We start from the raw sequence: 16033 nt of genomic DNA, 5'->3' as shown, positions 1-16033 counted from the left end.
GTCACAGCGGATGGCCCGAACAACTTCGGCGCGTCAGAGGACCAACACCATGAAGATCCACTGACCCAAGGAGATGACCGCATGCCTCGCCGACCCCTCCGGCGTCTCTCCCAGGCCATCGCTCTGGCGGTGGCCATCCCGGTGCTCGCGGCCGGATGCGCCACCGAGGAGCCTGTCGCCCCGCTCGACGGTCAACAAGCCGCGGCCAACCTCGATGCCGAGCCCGAGCCGTCGCCGACGCCGGATGCGCCCGCCCCGCTGGTGGGCTTCACCCCCCGGTCGATCTCGTACCTGAACGCCGAGATCACCGTGACCGGGGTGGAGGTGTCCCAGCAGACCCCGCGCAGCTACGGCGACACGACAGGCACCCCCGAGTACGGCGACGCCCACTACGCGTACCTCGCGGTGAAGGTCGCCAACCAGCTCAACTTCACCACCTTCCTCGTCCAGGACGGCGTCTTCCTGGCGCTCGCCACCGACGAACTCATCCCGCTCGACTCCTCGGGCAGCCCGGCGACCGACGTGATCGCTCCCGGTGCGACCGCCACCGGGTGGTACGCCTTCGAACTGCCCGCCGGGGCAACGTTGGAGGATGCCTCGCTGGTGTTCGGCCCGGCCGGTCACCGGCAGGAACGTCTGCCGCTGATCGGCGACCTGCCGACGCCGGAATACCCGAAGGCGATCACCGTGGCCTCGCCGGGCAGCGTGCTCACCGGTAACAGCGGCTGTCCGCTGACAGTCGAGGTGGAGGAGGCGTACCTGGCCCACTGGGTGGGCTTCGACGAGGGCGGCCGCTCGCACACCACCAAGCAGGCCGAGGCCGGTCGGCTCAAGCTTCACCTCGGGCTCGCGGTCACCGGGCCGGCCAACCGCAGCGGCTGCTTCATCGCCACCGGCAGCGGCGGTGACGTCCACCTGATCGTCGACGGCGACCGGCTCGGCGACTACCCCGAGCTGGGCGGCACCACGAACGTCGCCGCCGGGGCCACCGACCGCCAGTACCTCGTCTTCGACATCCCCGACTCCGGCCAGGTCGAGATCGAGTGGGGCAGCCTCGGTGGCAAGCAGGTCCGGATCACGGTGCCGCTGCCCTGAGTCACCCGGTCACGCGCACCCCGGCGAGCAGCGAGTCGACGAAGGTCGTCCCGCCGCCTGCCGGGGGCGCGACCTGCACATACACCAGCCTGCCGCCGTCCGGGGTGAGCCCAGCGGCCTCGATGACCTCCGGTTTGCCGGAAGAGCAGCCGGTGAACGACGCCACCGTCCAGTCGATGCCCGCCTGGCGGGTGGTACGCACCCCCGACGCCACACACTGGGCGTGTTCCCGATCGGTGACGAGCCGGCGCGGGGTGGTCTCGGCGGCCAGCGCAGCGGACGCCCCGACGAACGCACCCGGCACGCCCGGGTCCGCCGCCCAGCGGTCCGGGTCGGGCGAGATCAGCATCGCCGGCTCCAGTCCACCGTCGGCGTTGCGCTGCCCTGACCAGCCGGAACCGGCGACCCGCCAACCGTCCGGCAGGCTGACGCTGACCCGCCCACTGGTGTCCGTGCCGGTCTGCGGACCCCGCTGAGACCACGCCCAGGCCGCCCCGCCGATGGTGCCCGCGAGCGTGAGACAGGCGACGGCCGCCAGCGCGCTCACCATCGCCAGGCGACGCCGGGGCGGCGTGGGAACGCCCGGCTCCGCCACCTCCGACGGCACCGCGAGCGCCTCGTCGAGCGCTGCGCCGAAAGCCGCCGCGTCCGGGTACCGATCGGCCGGGGAAACAGCGGTCGCGGTGCCCAACACCGCCGCGACAGCTGCGGGCACCTCCGGCCGCAACCGGAACGTCGTTGCCGGCGGCTGCCCGTCCCGGGACACGGCCAGCAGTGTGACACCGAGACGGCCGAGGCCGTACACGTCGGCACGGGCGTCGACGATCGCCAGCGGGTCGTCCTGTTCCGGCGCCATGTAGCCGGGGGTGCCGGCCCGGGCGGTCAGACCGGACGCGGCCGCGAGCGCCTTGGCCAGACCGAGATCGGCGATGAGCACCTGTTCCTCGCCGGTGGCGCGGGTCCGGAACAGCACGTTGCCCGGGGTGATGTCCCGGTGCACGATGTCGCTGTCGTGGAGCACCGCCACGCCCGCGGCCACCTCGCGCAGCAGCCGAACACTCCGCTCTGCCGGCAACGGTCCGGCGGCGAGGCGGTCGCGCAGGCTACCGCCGTCGGCCCAGGTCAGCACCGCGTACGGCCGACCGTCGTCCAGTTCGCCGACCGCGTGCACGCTTACCAGCCGCTCGTGGTCGAGCCGCCACAACAGCCGAGCCTCCTGCCGGAACCGTTCGCGTACCCGCAGGTCGTGACTCCAGTTCTCGGCCAGCACCTTTATCGCGACACGCGCGTCGAGTGACTCGTCGTAGCCGAGCCAGACGGTGGCGAAGGAGCCGACCCCCAGCAGCCGCTCGATGCGGTAGGAACCGATCCGGGTGGGCTGCACAGCCCGCACCGTACCAACCCGTCACGGCCGGCTCACCGCGCCTGGAGCAGGCCACGTTCGGTCATGAAGGCACGCAACGTCTCGGCGTCCTCGGCGGACATCAGCCAGCGGGGAATCACTGTCGCCGGCATCCCGCCGACGTACACGATCCAGAAATCCGGGGTGCCTTTCACCTGGGCGACGCCGTCCCAGGCGATGCTCCCGGACTCCGTACCGCTGCGCATCAGGATCTGCTCATCGGTGATGTCGTAGCTGCCGTCCACGGCGTAGCCGCTGGAGCGGCGTCGGGCCCGCAACTGCAACCACGGCCAGTACAGCATCGCCAGCAGGCCGCCCACGGCCATCGTCACCCAGAACGGCGAGATCAGCTCACCCCAGGACGTCCCCCGGGAGACGGCGAATCCGATCGCTCCGACCGCCGTGAGCACCGCGCCGACGTAGCCGTACCTGCGTAGCCGGTCACCGCTGAGCGCAGCGGCCACCCGGCCCGGATAGGTGGGATCTGCGGGGACGTCGAACCGGATGTGCACGCCAGAACCATACCGGCGCGCAGGTTCCGCGCTCCGCTGGCCGGTTGCCGCCACCACGGCGGTACGGGAGCGGGGCTGAACGTACCCCCTCAGGTCGGGACCTTGGTCCCGGTGCCTTGGGGTGTTCCGGCCCGCGCGGCGCAATGCCCTCCCGGGCGACAGTGGTGGTGACGGAAACAGACACCGGAGGCAACGATGACCATCCACCACAACACCCAGCGTTCGATCGAGCGGCCCCTTGAGCGGGCGGAGATGCCCGGCTCGATGTTGACCACCACCGCCGCCCGCGCCCTGGCCGTGCTGCGGGTCGCCACCGGCCTGATCTTCGGCTGGGCGTTCCTGGACAAGATGTTCGGCCTCGGCTACTCGACCCCCACCGAGCGGGCCTGGATCAACGGCGGCTCCCCGACCAAGGGCTTCCTGGCCAACGTCGACGTCGGGCCGTTCCAGTCGATCGCCCACTCGATCGCGGGCGCCTGGTGGGCGAACCTGCTGTTCATGGGGGGTCTGGCCGCCATCGGTATCGCTCTGCTCGCCGGTATCGGCCTGCGCATCGCGGCCGCCTCGGGCAGCCTGATGATGGCGCTGATGTGGCTGGCCGACTTCCCGCTGGCCCGCTTCAACGCCGCCGGTGACCCGACCGGTTCGACCAACCCGGTTGTCGACTCCCACCTGATGTACGCCCTGGTGCTTGTCGTCCTTGCCGCCGCGTACGCCGGACACACCTGGGGTCTCGGCCGGCGCTGGGCGCAGCTGCCCTTCGTGCAGCGCAACCGCTGGATGCTCTGACCTTGCTCGACGCCCGGTGCGCCGGACCGTACCCACGGTCCGGCGCACCGCCATGTCCGCAGCGGGCACCGGCCGATGCGACTGGCTCAGTCGGCGGCGGCGCGGCGGGCGCGGGCGCGGCGGCGGCCCTCGTGCATGGCCTGCACCCGGGGCACCGGAATGGCCCGCCCCTCCTCGATCAGGTCGGCGGGGAGGGACTGCGGTAGCGGCATCAGGTCCGCCCAGGGGTCACCGTGGGCCAGCAGGCCCGGGACGGTACGGATGGTGAAGTCCCCCGGAGCCACCGACTCCAACTCTTCCCAGGGCACCGGGAAGGAGACCGGTACGCCGGGACGCAGCCGGGGACTGTAGACGGAGACCACCGTCGCGCCGCCGGTGCGGGTCGGGTCGATGAAGACCTTGCCGTCGCGGTCCTCGCGGATGAAGGCGGTGGTGGCCAGCGCCGGATCCAACAGTTGCGCCCGGGCGGCCAGCGCCCGCGTGGCGGCGGCCAACTGCTCGGCGTCCGGCCCGGCGGCGACCGGAACGAAGACGTGCACGCCCTTGGCGCCGCTGGTCTTCACCGCACCGGCCAGCCCGGCATCGGTGAGCGCCTGCCGGACCAGCAGGGCCGCGGCCACCCCGACCGCGAAGCTGTCGCCCTCCGGCGGGTCGAGATCGAGAACCAGATGGGTGGGACGGCTCAGGTCGTCGGCCGTGGCCAGGGTGGGGTGGTACTCGACCGCCCGCTGGTTGGCGAACCAGAGCAGGGTGCGGTGGTCGTCGCAGAGCGCGTACGCGATCTCCCGCCGGGACGCCTCGGCCCAGATCGGCACCCGCCGTACCCAGTCCGGGGTGTAACGGGGCAGGTTCTTCTGCATGAACGGGGGCTGCCCGGGGCGTACCCGGACCACCGACAGCGGCCGGTTCCGCAGGTGCGGAACGATCCGGTCGGCCATCGCGTCGAGGTAGTCGACCAGGTCACGCTTGACCGCGCCGGACCCGTCGAACAACGCCTGGTCCAGGTTGGTCAGCGGTACCCCGTCCCGGGTCTCGTCGGCTGCCCCGCTCACCGGACCACCATCGCGGCTCGATGCCCGTCGGTCAACCGCAACGCCACGTATCGCGCCGTGTCGCTCAGGCGAGGACGTCGCCGGCGGCGATCGAGGCGAGCAGCCGGGCGGTGTGCGCGTGGGTGGCCGCGTACAGGCCGGGACCGTAGCTGATCCGGGCCACGCCGAGGGCGGCCAGCTCGGCCGGTGCCGGTGCCGCCGGGCGGGCCAGCACGTTCACCGGTGCCGCCACCGACTCGACGAAGGTACGCAGCTCGGCGGGGCCGGCGAGCATGATCGGGTAGACGCAGTCCGCGCCGGCCGCCAGGTAGCGCCGGGCCCGACGGATCGCCTCGTCGAGTCGTCCGGCCGGCTCGCCGTGCTGGCGCAGGAACACGTCCGTCCGCGCGTTGATCACGATCGGCACCCCGGCGGCGTCGGCTGCGGCCCGTACCCCGGCCAGCAGTTCGGCCTGCTCCTGCGGGTCCACCAGCGCACCGCCGCGCGGTGCCGAGTCCTCCAGGTTCAGCCCGACGGCCCCGGCGTCGAGCAGCCGCTGGACCAGTTCGGCCGGGGGCAGTCCGTACCCCCGCTCCAGATCGGCGGTGACCGGCACGGTCACCGCGCGGGTGATCCGCGACACCGCAGCAAACATCTCCCCCGCGGGTGTGCCCTCGCCGTCGGCGTACCCGAGTGACTGGGAGACGGCCGCGCTGGCGGTGGCGACCGCACCGAAGCCGGCCTCGACCACCGCGCGGGCCGAACCGACGTCCCAGGCGTTCGGCAGCACCAGCGGGTCACCGGGCCGATGCAGGGCACGAAGGGCGGCCGCCCGTACCGCCGGAGAGTTGGTCATGGTGATGATTCTGGGCAGCCCGGAGGCATCGGCGCAGATCCAATCCACCGACGGTGGTTTGTGGCGAAGACCACGAACCTGACCGTTCGGTCAGCCGCTGACCGATCGGTCAGGCATGCTGGTGGTCATGGCTCGCCTCGCCCCGCAGACCCACGACGAGATCCTGGCCGCCGCAGCGCGACGGTTCGGCGTCACCGGTTACCGGGGCACCTCCCTGCAGGACATCGCCAGCGAGGTGGGCTGTTCCAAGGCGGCCGTGCTCTACCACTTCGCCAACAAGGAAGCCATCCTCACCGAGCTGATGGCCCCGGCGATCGAGGCGCTGCGAACGCTCGACGAACGGATCGTGGCCCAGCCGGAACCCGAGGGGGCCCAGCGGGCCGCCGCCGAGGGTTTCGTGGATCTGGCGGTCCGTTTCCGCGCCGAGATCGCGCTGCTCCGTGGCGAATTTCCGAACCTGCTGCAACAGCCCGGCTTCACCCACATCCAGCAGATCTCCGAACGGCTGCTCGACGCGCTCGCCGCCCGGTCCGAGCGCCCCTCGGCCCGGGTCGCCGCGTTCGTACTGGTCGCCGGCATCGCCGAGACCTGCGGCGAATTCGCCGACGTACCCGACGACGAACTGCGCGACGCCCTGCTGGCGTTGCTGCGGCGGGCGTTGGAGCCCGCCCGCTGACCAGTCCCACCATCCACGATTGAGGGAAAGGACCTCATGGCGACCCTGCTCTACCGGCTCGGCCGGGGCTCGATGCGCCGGCGGCGACTCGTCGCCGCGATCTGGCTCGTCGTACTCGTCGCGCTCGGCCTGGCCGCAGCGACCCTGCGCGGCCCGACGGCCAGCAACTTCTCCATGCCCGGCACCGAGTCCCAGCGCGCCATCGACCTGCTCGCCGAGCAGTTCCCGGCAGCCGCCGGCGCGACCGGCACGATCGCCGTCAAGGCCCCCAACCCCGGCCAGCTCGGCACGCCCGAGGGTCAGGCGGTCGTCCAGAAGGTCACCCAGGAGGCCACCGCCGTACCCGGCGTGCTCGGCGCAGTGGACCCGTTCCAGGTCGGCGCCGTCTCCCCCGACGGCCAGTACGCGCTGATCCAGGTGCAGTTCAGCGGCGGCGTGGACACGGTGACCGACGAACAGCGCGACGCCTACGAAAAGGTGGGCGCCGAGGCGCAGTCGCAGGGCTGGCAGGTCGCCCCCGGTGGTGAGGTGCTCAACGCCGAACCCGAGGTCGGCTCCACCGAGGCGATCGGCGTGGCGGTGGCCCTCGTCGTCCTGATCATCACCTTCGGCTCGTTGGTGGCCGCCGGCATGACCATGCTCAACGCGCTGATCGGCGTCGGTGTCGGCATGGCCGGCCTGTTCGCGCTCAGCAGCGTGGTCGAGCTGACCAGTACCGCACCGATCCTGGCGCTGATGCTCGGCCTGGCCGTCGGCATCGACTACTCGCTGTTCATCACCTCCCGCTACCGACAGAACCTGCTCGACGGGCTGCCCGCCGACGAGGCAGTCGGCCGCGCGGTCGGCACCGCCGGCTCGGCGGTGGTCTTCGCCGGCGCCACCGTGGTCATCGCCTTGGCCGGCCTGGCCGTGGTGAACATCCCGTTCCTGACCGTCATGGGTCTGGCCGCCGCCGGCACGGTGACCGTCGCGGTCCTGGTGGCGATCACGCTCCAGCCGGCCCTGCTGGGCTTCGCCGGTGGCCGGGTGCTGCCCCGACGGCTGCGTTCCACAGTCGCGGTGACGACCGAGGACAGTTCCCGGATCGCCGAGGGCGCCGGCAGCGCCTCCACCGACCACGCGGCACCGGAGGCGGCCACCCTCACCGGTGAGGACCGCTCGGCCTTCGGGTTCCGCTGGGCCCGGCTGATCACCCGGTTCCGCATTCCGGTGATCCTGGTCGGCGTACTCGGTCTCGGGCTGCTCGCGCTGCCCGCGCCGGACATGCGGCTGGCCCTGCCGGACGCCGGCACCGCCCCGGCCGGTACCCCCGCCCGGGTCTCCAACGATCTGATCACCGAGGGCTTCGGTCCCGGCTTCACCGGCCGCCTCGCGGTGGTCGTGGCCGGCGACGACGCACAGGCCACCACCGCGGCCATCCCGCAGGTGACAAACCTCGTCCAGGGCACCGAGAACGTGCTGGCGGTGGCTCCGCCGCAGCTGAGCCCGGACGGCAAGACGGCGCTGCTCGGGGTCATCCCGAAGACCGGCCCGACCGACCCGGCCACCGAGACGATGGTGCACGACATCCGTGCCGCCGTCGCCGACGTGCCCGGCGCCGACGTGCTGCTGACCGGCGTGACCGCGGTCGGCATCGACATCTCGGAGAAGCTCTCCGACGCGATGCCGATCTACCTGGGCCTGGTGGTCGGGTTGTCGATCCTGCTGCTCATGCTGGTGTTCCGCTCGCTGCTGGTGCCGGTCAAGGCGGCGCTGGGCTTCCTGCTCACCGTGGCCGCCACCTTCGGCCTCACGGTGGCGGTGTTCCAGCAGGGTCATCTGGCCGACCTGGTCGGCCTGGACACCCCGGGTCCGCTGATCAGCTTCCTGCCGATCCTGCTCATCGGCATCCTGTTCGGGCTCGCCATGGACTACGAGGTCTTCCTGGTCTCCCGGATGCGGGAGGACTTCGTGCACGGTGACACCGCCCAGCAGGCCACCATCAACGGGATGGGCCACGGTGCCCGGGTGGTCACCGCCGCCGCGCTGATCATGACCTCGGTCTTCGGCGGCTTCGTCTTCCTCGACGACCCGGTGATCAAGTCGATGGGCTTCGCGCTGGCCGTCGGCGTGGCGATCGACGCCTTCGTGGTCCGGATGACAATCGTCCCGGCGGTGATGTCCCTGCTCGACAAGGCTGCCTGGTGGCTGCCGCGCTGGCTGGACCGGGGCCTGCCCAACGTCGACATCGAGGGCGAGAAGCTGCGCGCCACCCTCGACAACAAGGCAACGGTGTAAGGAAGGGCCCCCTGTTAACGCCTCGTGCATAGCAGGGGGCCCCTCTTAACGCCAGCGCGTACCCGGCAGGTCGTCACACGCCCGCCGGGTACGTCTCCATCTCGCCGGGCGTGCTGAGCGCGGGCAGCGGATGCAGCGCCGTCGTCTCGTCGCACCAGATGAACGCGTCGTACCGCTGCCCCAGACGGGTCGGCACGTAGTTGCCCCACGACTCGAAGGACGGGTCGTACACCACGCCGATCGCCCGGTGGTCGAGCGGGTCGGTGACCCAGCCCGGCTGGTCCGGGCCGCCGAAGACCAGCACCGCCCGCTTCGGCATGAGCTGATGCAGCAGGTCCTCCACCGAGCCGGCCCGGGCCGGCGGTACGACCATCGCCTCGGCGGGCGAACCCCACCGAGGGGCCGCGATCACCGAGCCCCGCCAACTGCCGAAGCCGATCAGCACCACCTCGTCGGCACCGTGCCGTTCCCGCGCCAACTGCCCGATGTTGAGCATCCCGTCGGCGGCCATGTCGGTCGCCCGCGCGTCACCGATGTGCGTGTTGTGTGCCCAGACCACCCCCCGGGCGTCCGGCCCGTACCGCTCCAGCAGGCGATCCAGCGTGTCGGCCATGTGGCTGTCCCGCACGTTCCACGACCCCGGACCACCGGCGACCATCTCCCGGTAGTAACGCTCCGCGCCGGCCACCACCTCCGCGTTCTGCCAGGCCGAGAAGGCGTCCGGGCCGTCGGCGGCGGCGAGTTGCCGGGTACGCGCCAACAGCCGTACCACCTCCTGCTCGCAGCGGGCCGAGACGAACCGGCTGGCCAGGCCGTACTCCTCGACCCGCTTGCCGTACGGCTCGAAGCACCGGTACGCGTCCTGCGCCGCCTCCAGCGACGCCGGGTCCTCCTCGCCCAGATAGTCGAAGATCGCCTGCATCGACTCCCACAGGCTGTAGACGTCCAGGCCGTGAAAGCCGACCCGGGACGCCTCGGCCCGCTCCACGTTCCACGCCCGCAGCCAACTGCAGAACCGGGCGACCTCGGCGTTGGCCCACATCCAGGTCGGCCAGCGTTCGAAACGCTCCAACGCGACCTGCGGCTCGACCGCGCCGCCCGCCGCGCCGACCACACTGCGGTGCACCCGGTCGCAGTCCGGCCAGTCGCCCTCCACCGCGACGAAGTCGAACCCGCACTCGGCGATCAACCGCCGGGTGAGCTGTTCCCGGATGCGGTAGTAGTCGTAGCTGCCGTGCGTCGCCTCCCCGATCATCACCACCCGGGCGTCGCGGGCTCGCTCCAGCAACGGGTCGAGGTCGCTCGGCGCACCGAGCCGCTGTACCAGCATGCCTGCGGCTACCCGGCACCCGGACGGGCAAACGCGAGGGCCTTCCGGTGGTGTGCCGACGCGGTTGGACGGGTAGAGCGGAGGTCATGACCGACCGCGGCGGGGCGTTACCGGAGTACCTCGCGGGACTGGACTATCCCGTCTCCCGCGAGGACCTGATCCGCTGGTGCCAGGAGAACGGCGCGAGCACGGAGCAGTTGCAGGCCGTACGGGCCCTGCCGGTGGAGCAGATCGGCTCCGCCACCGAGTTGTCCGACGCCCTGCCCGGCGCGTGGGGCCACTGATCAGCTGGGCAGGTCGATGACGGCGCCCTGGGCACGGGCGGTTTCGGCGGCGGCGAGCACTCTCACCACCTCGCGGCCGAAGCGCACGTCGCATCGGTGATCCCGGGTGCCGGCGTCGACCTCCGCGAGCAGTTGGTCGATCGCCACCCCGAAGGCGGTCGCCGAACTCGCGCCGCCGGACGGCAGGGTCTCTACGCCGTTGTCCCCGTAGAAGGTGAACTCCGCGGCCACCGCCGCCGGCGGGGCGTCCAGGGTCAGTGCCACGCTGCTGGTGGCACCGCCGTCGTGGGTCAGCAGCAGGTGCACCAGGCCACCCGGCCCGTCGCCGGCAGCCACCCGGGTCACCCGGCCCAGCACCGGCAGCAGGATCGCCAGCGCGTGCGGGCCGATGTCCCACAGCGCGCCGCGCTCGCGCCGCCAGGGCGACTGGGCGTACGGGCTGCCGGGCTGGAAGATCGAGGCGAACCGGATCACGTTGGCGGTGTGCCAGCCACCGGCGGCCGCCGTCGCCGCGACGAAGCCTGCCACCTCCGGCTGGTACCGAGCGGTGAAGAAGACCACCGACGCCACGCCCGAGCCGGCCGCCGCGTCGACCACCCGATCGGCGTCGGCGACGGTCAACGCGAGCGGCTTGTCCAGCAGCAGGTGACGCCCGGCGGTGGCGGCCCGTACGGCGATCTCCGCCTGCACGTCCGGGGGCAGCGCGACGGCGACCGCCTCACACGCCTCGATCAACGCGTCGACCTCGTCGTACGCCGGTACGCCGTAACGGGTGGCCAGCGCGGCGGCCCGGTCCCGGTTGCGCCCCCACACACCTACCAGTTCCGCCCTCGGGTGTGCGTCAAGTGCCGCCCCGTGCGTCTGGGCCGCCCAGTGACCCGTACCGAACAACCCGAACCGCATCACCCGTACCTCCAGCCTCGTCTGCGCCCACGCTAACCGCTGCCGCTGCGGCGCACCGAACGTACGCCCGCCGTGCCGACTCGTCTTACTACGCGGGTTAGTAGAGTGGGCCGGTGATCGGAACCAGCACCGGACGAGTCGGATGAACGCCGCCGCGTCGCCGGTCGACGGCGTACCGGCCGTCGCCGCCATCGTGTTGTCGCTGCTGGTCGCCGTGTGGGCGCTGATCGCCACGCTGCGGCACCGGGCACCGGACCGGATTCAGCTGATCGGCCTGGGCGTACTCGAACTGGCTCTGCTCGCCCTGGCGGTGCTGGCCGGTGTGGCGCTCGCCGGCGGCGACCAGCCGGGTGAGCCGGGGGCCTTCTTCGGTTACCTGGTGACGCTGGTCTGCCTGCCGCCGCTGGCCGGGGTGCTGGCCAGGATGGAGCCGACCCGCTGGGGCTCGGCGATCGTCTGCGCGATCTGCCTGGTCACCCCGGTGGTCGTGGTACGGCTCCAGCAGACCTGGGAGGTGCTCGGTGGCTGAGGCGCGTACCGAACAGCCGGTGCGGACCAACACCGGTCCCGGCCGTCTGCTGATCGCGGTCTACCTGATCTTCGCCATTGCCGCCACCAGTCGCGCCACCCTGCAGATCGTCACCCGGCTCGACGAGGCGCCGCTGGCGTACCTGCTCTCCGCGCTCGCCGCGGTGGTCTACATCGTGGCGGCGGTCGGCCTGGCCCGGGCCGGACACGCGGGTCGGCGCGTCGCGCTGGCCTGCTGCGCCGTGGAACTGGTCGGCGTGGTGGGCGTGGGCGCGTTCAGCCTGGTACGGCCCGACCTGTTCCCGGACGAAACGGTCTGGTCCGGCTTCGGCAGCGGCTACGGCTACATCCCGCTGCTGCTGCCCGTCCTCGGCCTCGCCTGGCTCTACCGGACCCGGTAAGGAAGGGCCCCTTCTTAACGCCTGGTGCATAGGAAGGGACCCTTCTTAACAACCGCCGGGGTCAGTCCCGAGGGCCGCCGGCGACGTAGATGACCTGGCCGGAGACGAAGGACGCCCCCTCGCTGGCCAGGAACGAGATGGTGTGGGCCACGTCCTCGGGCCGACCGACCCGCCGGACCGGGATCTCCGACTCGGCGTGCTTCTGCATCGCCTCGAAGTCGATCTTCATCCGGGCGGCGGTGGCGGCGGTCATGTCGGTGACGATGAAGCCCGGCGCGACCGCGTTGACGGTCACCCCGAACGGCCCCAGCTCGATGGCGAGGGTCTTGGTGAAGCCCTGCATACCGGCCTTGGCCGCCGCGTAGTTGGCCTGCCCCCGGTTGCCCAGCGCCGAGGTGCTGGAGAGGTTGACGATCCGACCCCACTTCGCCTCGACCATGTGCTTCTGCGCGGCCTGACTGAATAGGAAGGCACCCCGCAGGTGTACGCCAAGCACGGTGTCCCAGTCGGCGTCGGTCATCTTGAACAGCAGGTTGTCCCGAAGCACGCCGGCGTTGTTGACGAGCACGGTCGGGGCGCCCAACTCGGCGACGACCCGCTCGACGGCGGCCTCCACCTGGGCCCGGTCCGACACGTCGGCGCCGACGCCGAGCGCCCGGCCCCCGGCCGCCGCGATCGCGTCCACGGTCTCCTTCGTCGCCGACTCCTCGATGTCGACCACGGCGACGGCCAGGCCGTCGGCCGCCAACCGGCGGGCGGTCGCCGCGCCGATGCCGCGCGCGGCTCCGGTCACGATGGCGACGCGGGGCTCCTCCGACATGATTACCTCCCGGTAACTTGTGGCTCGATCGAAGGAGCGTAACGCAGTCGTACGCCGCAGCCGGGCCCGCGACGAAAGAGCCGACGCGGGCCGGGCCGCGCCTAGCGTTCGTGACCCAGGCGCAGTCGGATCCACCGGTAGCCGTACCCGGCGAGCTTGAGCCGGTCGAGCTTGCCGACGTCGGGGTAGTTGCGGTCGCTGAGCACGTCGATCGGCAACTCCGCCTCGTCGGCCAGGATGCTCAGGTCGACCTCGACATCTTCGGTGCCGAGGTTGTGCAGGAAGACCATCGTCCCGGTAGGCCCGTCGGCGCGGTGCGCCAGCACGCCCGGGGGCATCGGTACGTCGATGTGGCTGGTGCTGCCCGAGCCGGTCTCCGGCGCCTCCCGCAGCGTACGGATCATCCGCTCGAACCAGCCCAGCAGCGAACGCGGGTCCCTGCGCTGGGCGGTGACGTTGACGTTCTGGTAGCCGTACTCCCCCTTGTCGATCACCGGGCGGATCAGCTTCTCCGGCTCGGCGGTGGAGAAGCCGGCATTCTCCTGGTAGGACCACTGCATCGGGGTACGGATCGCGTCGCGTCCCTCCAACGTCAGGTCCTCCCCCATCCCGATCTCCTCGCCGTACCGCAACACCGGCGTGCCGCGCAGCGAGAACTGCAACGAGTACGCCAGCTCGATGTGCCGGCGGTCGTTGCCGAGCATGGGGGCGAGCCGACGACGGATGCCCCGGCCGTAGAGCTGCATGTTCTTCTTCGGCCCGAACTTCGCCAGCACGTCGTTGCGCTGGTCGGCGGTGAGCCGGGACAGGTCGATCTCGTCGTGGTTGCGCAGGAAGGTCGCCCACTGCCCACCGGTGGGCAGCTTCGGGGTGTCCCGCAACGCCTCGATGATCACCTCTGGGTCCTCCCGGGCCAGGGCGAGCATCAGCCGACCGTTGAGCATGAAGTCGAAGAGCATGTGGATCCGGTTGCCCGAGCCGCTGCCGTCACCGAAGAAGACCGGCAGCTGATCCGGCTCGACGTTCGCCTCGGCCAGCAGGACCGCGTCGCCGCGCCGCCACTGCACATGCTGGCGCAGGTCGGTGAGGAAGTCGAAGTCCTTTGGCGAGTCCGGATTGCCGGGCTCGGTGCGCTCGATGATGAACGGCACCGCGTCCATCCGGAAACCTGAGACCCCGAGCTGGAGCCAGAACGAGGTGATCTTCTTGATCTCCGCCCGTACCTTCGGGTTCTCGATGTTCAGGTCGGGCTGGAACTTGTAGAACCGGTGGTAGTACCAGGCCTTGGCGGTGCGGTCGTAGGTCCAGGTCTCGTGCTGCTCGCCCGGGAAGACCATGCCCTGGTGCCGGTCCGCCGGCTCGTGCTCGGACCAGATGTACCAGTCACGGTACGGAGAGTCCGGCGACGATCGGGCGGAGATGAACCACGGATGCTTGTTGGAGGTGTGGTTGACCACCAGGTCGATGATCACCCGGATGCCCCGGTTGCTCGCCTGGTGCAGCAGCTCGGCGAAGTCACCGAGCGTGCCGAGTCGTGGGTCGACGTTGTAGAAGTCGGTCGCGTCGTACCCGTCGTCCTCGTTGGGTGAGGGATGGATGGGGTTGAGCCAGATGCAGGTGACTCCGAGCCGGGCCAGATAGTCGAGCCGACCGATCAGCCCCTGGAAGTCACCCACCCCGTCGCCGTCGGAATCGGCGAACGTGTCGATGTCGAGGCAGTACACGACCGCCTCCGAGTACCACCTGTCAGACATGCCCCCGTACCTTCTCCCGGGCACGGCGACGGCAAACCCGAGCGACCCGTTAACGTGCCGTGGTGCAGAGCATCGAGTGGTCCAGCGGCAATTGGCACCAACAGCCGGTGCGGGCGGTCGAGGACGCCGACGGCGGCTTGAGCGTGGAACCGCAGGCGGGTAGCGACCTGTGGCGCCACACCGGCTACGGGTTCGTGCACGACTACGCACCGGCCCTGCTCGTGGACTTCCCCGTCGGCAGCGCGGTGGAGGTGGACTTCCGGCTGGACTACGCCGAACAGTTCGACCAGGCCGGGGTGCTGGTGCGGGTGGACGACCGGAACTGGGTGAAGACCGGCGTGGAGATCAGCGACGGCCAGCCACAGGTCGGCGCGGTGGTGACAAACGAGTTCTCCGACTGGTCGGTGGCCCCGGTGCCGCAGTGGGCGGGCCGGGAGGTGACCGTACGGGTCAGTCGGGCCGCTGACGCGCTGATCGTACGGGCCCGGCCGGCCGGTGAGCCCTGGCAACTGGTCCGGCTCGCCCCGTTGCCCGGGGACGCACCGGCAGCCGCCGGGCCGTACTGCTGCTCGCCCAGCCGAGGTGGCCTGACCGTCCGCTTCAGTGGCTGGCGGCAGGGCCCGGCCGACGCGACGCTGCACCCACAGGAGTGAGGGACGCCGCCGCCTGGTGTTCGCCGGGGTGTCAGCGGGTAGGAACGTCGGCACGCCGACTACCCGTGGAGGCACCACCATGGCGCTCGCCCAGGATGTCGACCCCAGCCAGGTCGGCGGACTGACCGGCTGGGTGGCCGGGGTGATCGAGGCGGCCGGCCCGCTGGGTGTCGCCCTGCTGGTCGCCCTGGAGAGCATCATCCCGCCGATCCCCAGCGAGATCGTCCTGGCGTTGGCCGGCTATCTCGCCGGTGAGGGCCGGTTCAGCGTGGTGGTGGTGACCGTGGCGGCGACCGTCGGCTCGGTGCTCGGCGCGCTGGTGCTCTACTGGCTCGGTGCCGCCGTCGGTGAGGACCGACTCAAACGCTGGCTCGACCGGCTGCCCCTGGTGGACCTGGAGGACCTGGAGAAGGCCGACCGGTGGTTCGAGCGGTACGGCCGCTGGGCCGTCTTCTTCGGCCGGATGGCCCCGGTGGTCCGCAGCCTGGTCTCGATCCCGGCCGGCGCGAACCGCATGCCCCTGGTCGAGTTCGTCACCCTCACCACGCTGGGCAGCGCCCTCTGGAACGGCCTCTTCATCGGCCTCGGTTACGCCCTCGGCTCCCGCTGGAACCAGATCGACCGCTACAGCTCCTGGTTCGACTACGCCATCCTGGCGCTCCTGGCCCTCATGCTCGCCTCCTGGGCCCTGAAAAAACACCGCCGCCGCACCCACCCCCGCA

General features: G+C 71.3%; 16 protein-coding genes and 1 pseudogene. 9 read left to right on the top strand and 8 right to left on the bottom strand.

The features are described from left to right. The first annotated feature begins 81 nt into the window (after nt 1–81). On the top strand, nt 82–1095 hold the full coding sequence (locus tag C1A38_RS19700) for a hypothetical protein (RefSeq protein WP_102659240.1): 1014 nt from the start codon (nt 82–84) through the stop codon (nt 1093–1095). Nucleotide 1096: 1 nt separating this feature from the next. On the opposite strand, the gene C1A38_RS19695 is transcribed toward C1A38_RS19700, so the two are convergent. Next, nucleotides 1097–2479, bottom strand: coding sequence for a serine/threonine-protein kinase (locus C1A38_RS19695; protein WP_102659239.1), 1383 nt, complete (start codon nt 2477–2479; stop codon nt 1097–1099). Nucleotides 2480–2511: 32 nt separating this feature from the next. Then, a complete protein-coding gene (locus C1A38_RS19690; RefSeq protein ID WP_102659238.1) occupies nt 2512–3009 on the bottom strand; it encodes a YcxB family protein in 498 nt (165 codons plus the stop codon). Between the two features lie 252 nt (nt 3010–3261). Here C1A38_RS19690 and C1A38_RS19685 point away from each other — a divergent pair, with 252 nt between their 5' ends. Next, on the top strand, nt 3262–3798 hold the full coding sequence (locus C1A38_RS19685; RefSeq protein WP_233196914.1) for a hypothetical protein: 537 nt from the start codon (nt 3262–3264) through the stop codon (nt 3796–3798). An 86-nt stretch (nt 3799–3884) separates the two neighbouring features. Here C1A38_RS19685 and C1A38_RS19680 read toward each other — a convergent pair whose 3' ends face one another. Together C1A38_RS19680 and C1A38_RS19675 are read right to left on the bottom strand one after the other, a co-directional pair. After that, nucleotides 3885–4850 carry a DNA polymerase domain-containing protein gene (locus C1A38_RS19680; RefSeq protein WP_102659236.1) on the bottom strand — a complete coding sequence of 322 codons (966 nt, stop codon included), beginning with the start codon at nt 4848–4850 and terminating at the stop codon, nt 3885–3887. 64 nt (nt 4851–4914) lie between these two features. Then, nucleotides 4915–5685: an isocitrate lyase/PEP mutase family protein gene (locus tag C1A38_RS19675; protein ID WP_102659235.1), complete on the bottom strand. Its 771-nt coding sequence runs from the start codon at nt 5683–5685 to the stop codon at nt 4915–4917. 127 nt (nt 5686–5812) lie between these two features. Between C1A38_RS19675 and C1A38_RS19670 the strand changes: the two genes are divergently transcribed. Both C1A38_RS19670 and C1A38_RS19665 read left to right on the top strand, forming a co-directional pair. Next, a complete protein-coding gene (locus tag C1A38_RS19670; RefSeq protein WP_102659265.1) occupies nt 5813–6361 on the top strand; it encodes a TetR/AcrR family transcriptional regulator in 549 nt (182 codons plus the stop codon). A gap of 36 nt (nt 6362–6397) precedes the next feature. Continuing rightward, nucleotides 6398–8638, top strand: a complete 2241-nt coding sequence (locus C1A38_RS19665) for an MMPL family transporter (protein WP_102659234.1) — start codon at nt 6398–6400, stop codon at nt 8636–8638. 73 nt (nt 8639–8711) lie between these two features. Here C1A38_RS19665 and C1A38_RS19660 read toward each other — a convergent pair whose 3' ends face one another. Beyond that, complete coding sequence (locus tag C1A38_RS19660) at nt 8712–9968, bottom strand: erythromycin esterase family protein (RefSeq protein ID WP_102659233.1); 1257 nt, start codon at nt 9966–9968, stop codon at nt 8712–8714. A gap of 86 nt (nt 9969–10054) precedes the next feature. On the opposite strand from C1A38_RS19660, the gene C1A38_RS19655 reads away from it, so the two are divergent. Continuing rightward, nucleotides 10055–10252, top strand: coding sequence for a DUF2795 domain-containing protein (locus C1A38_RS19655; RefSeq protein ID WP_102659232.1), 198 nt, complete (start codon nt 10055–10057; stop codon nt 10250–10252). On the opposite strand, the gene C1A38_RS19650 is transcribed toward C1A38_RS19655, so the two are convergent. Continuing rightward, nucleotides 10253–11155: a Gfo/Idh/MocA family protein gene (locus tag C1A38_RS19650; RefSeq protein WP_102659231.1), complete on the bottom strand. Its 903-nt coding sequence runs from the start codon at nt 11153–11155 to the stop codon at nt 10253–10255. A 142-nt stretch (nt 11156–11297) separates the two neighbouring features. Between C1A38_RS19650 and C1A38_RS19645 the strand changes: the two genes are divergently transcribed. Beyond that, a complete protein-coding gene (locus tag C1A38_RS19645) occupies nt 11298–11684 on the top strand; it encodes a hypothetical protein (RefSeq protein ID WP_102659230.1) in 387 nt (128 codons plus the stop codon). Next, nucleotides 11677–12081 (top strand): annotated as a pseudogene (locus tag C1A38_RS19640) (hypothetical protein); the annotation flags it as partial. The gene C1A38_RS19645 and the pseudogene C1A38_RS19640, both read left to right, overlap by 8 nt. A gap of 64 nt (nt 12082–12145) precedes the next feature. Here the strand turns inward: C1A38_RS19640 and fabG are convergent. After that, nucleotides 12146–12904, bottom strand: coding sequence for a 3-oxoacyl-ACP reductase FabG (gene fabG, locus C1A38_RS19635; RefSeq protein ID WP_102659228.1), 759 nt, complete (start codon nt 12902–12904; stop codon nt 12146–12148). Nucleotides 12905–13005: 101 nt separating this feature from the next. Then, on the bottom strand, nt 13006–14658 hold the full coding sequence (locus C1A38_RS19630; RefSeq protein WP_102659227.1) for an alpha-amylase family protein: 1653 nt from the start codon (nt 14656–14658) through the stop codon (nt 13006–13008). A 62-nt stretch (nt 14659–14720) separates the two neighbouring features. Between C1A38_RS19630 and C1A38_RS19625 the strand changes: the two genes are divergently transcribed. Both C1A38_RS19625 and C1A38_RS19620 read left to right on the top strand, forming a co-directional pair. Further along, nucleotides 14721–15311, top strand: coding sequence for a DUF1349 domain-containing protein (locus C1A38_RS19625; RefSeq protein WP_233196913.1), 591 nt, complete (start codon nt 14721–14723; stop codon nt 15309–15311). Nucleotides 15312–15390: 79 nt separating this feature from the next. After that, a partial coding sequence (locus C1A38_RS19620) for a DedA family protein (protein WP_102659225.1) occupies nt 15391–16033 on the top strand: 643 nt, incomplete at its 3' end.

Source organism: Verrucosispora sp. ts21, assembly GCF_002879555.1.
Lineage (GTDB): Bacteria > Actinomycetota > Actinomycetes > Mycobacteriales > Micromonosporaceae > Micromonospora > Micromonospora gifhornensis.
The sequence above is the reverse complement of the archived record's forward strand: the minus strand, read 5'-3'. Positions and strand labels throughout refer to the sequence as shown.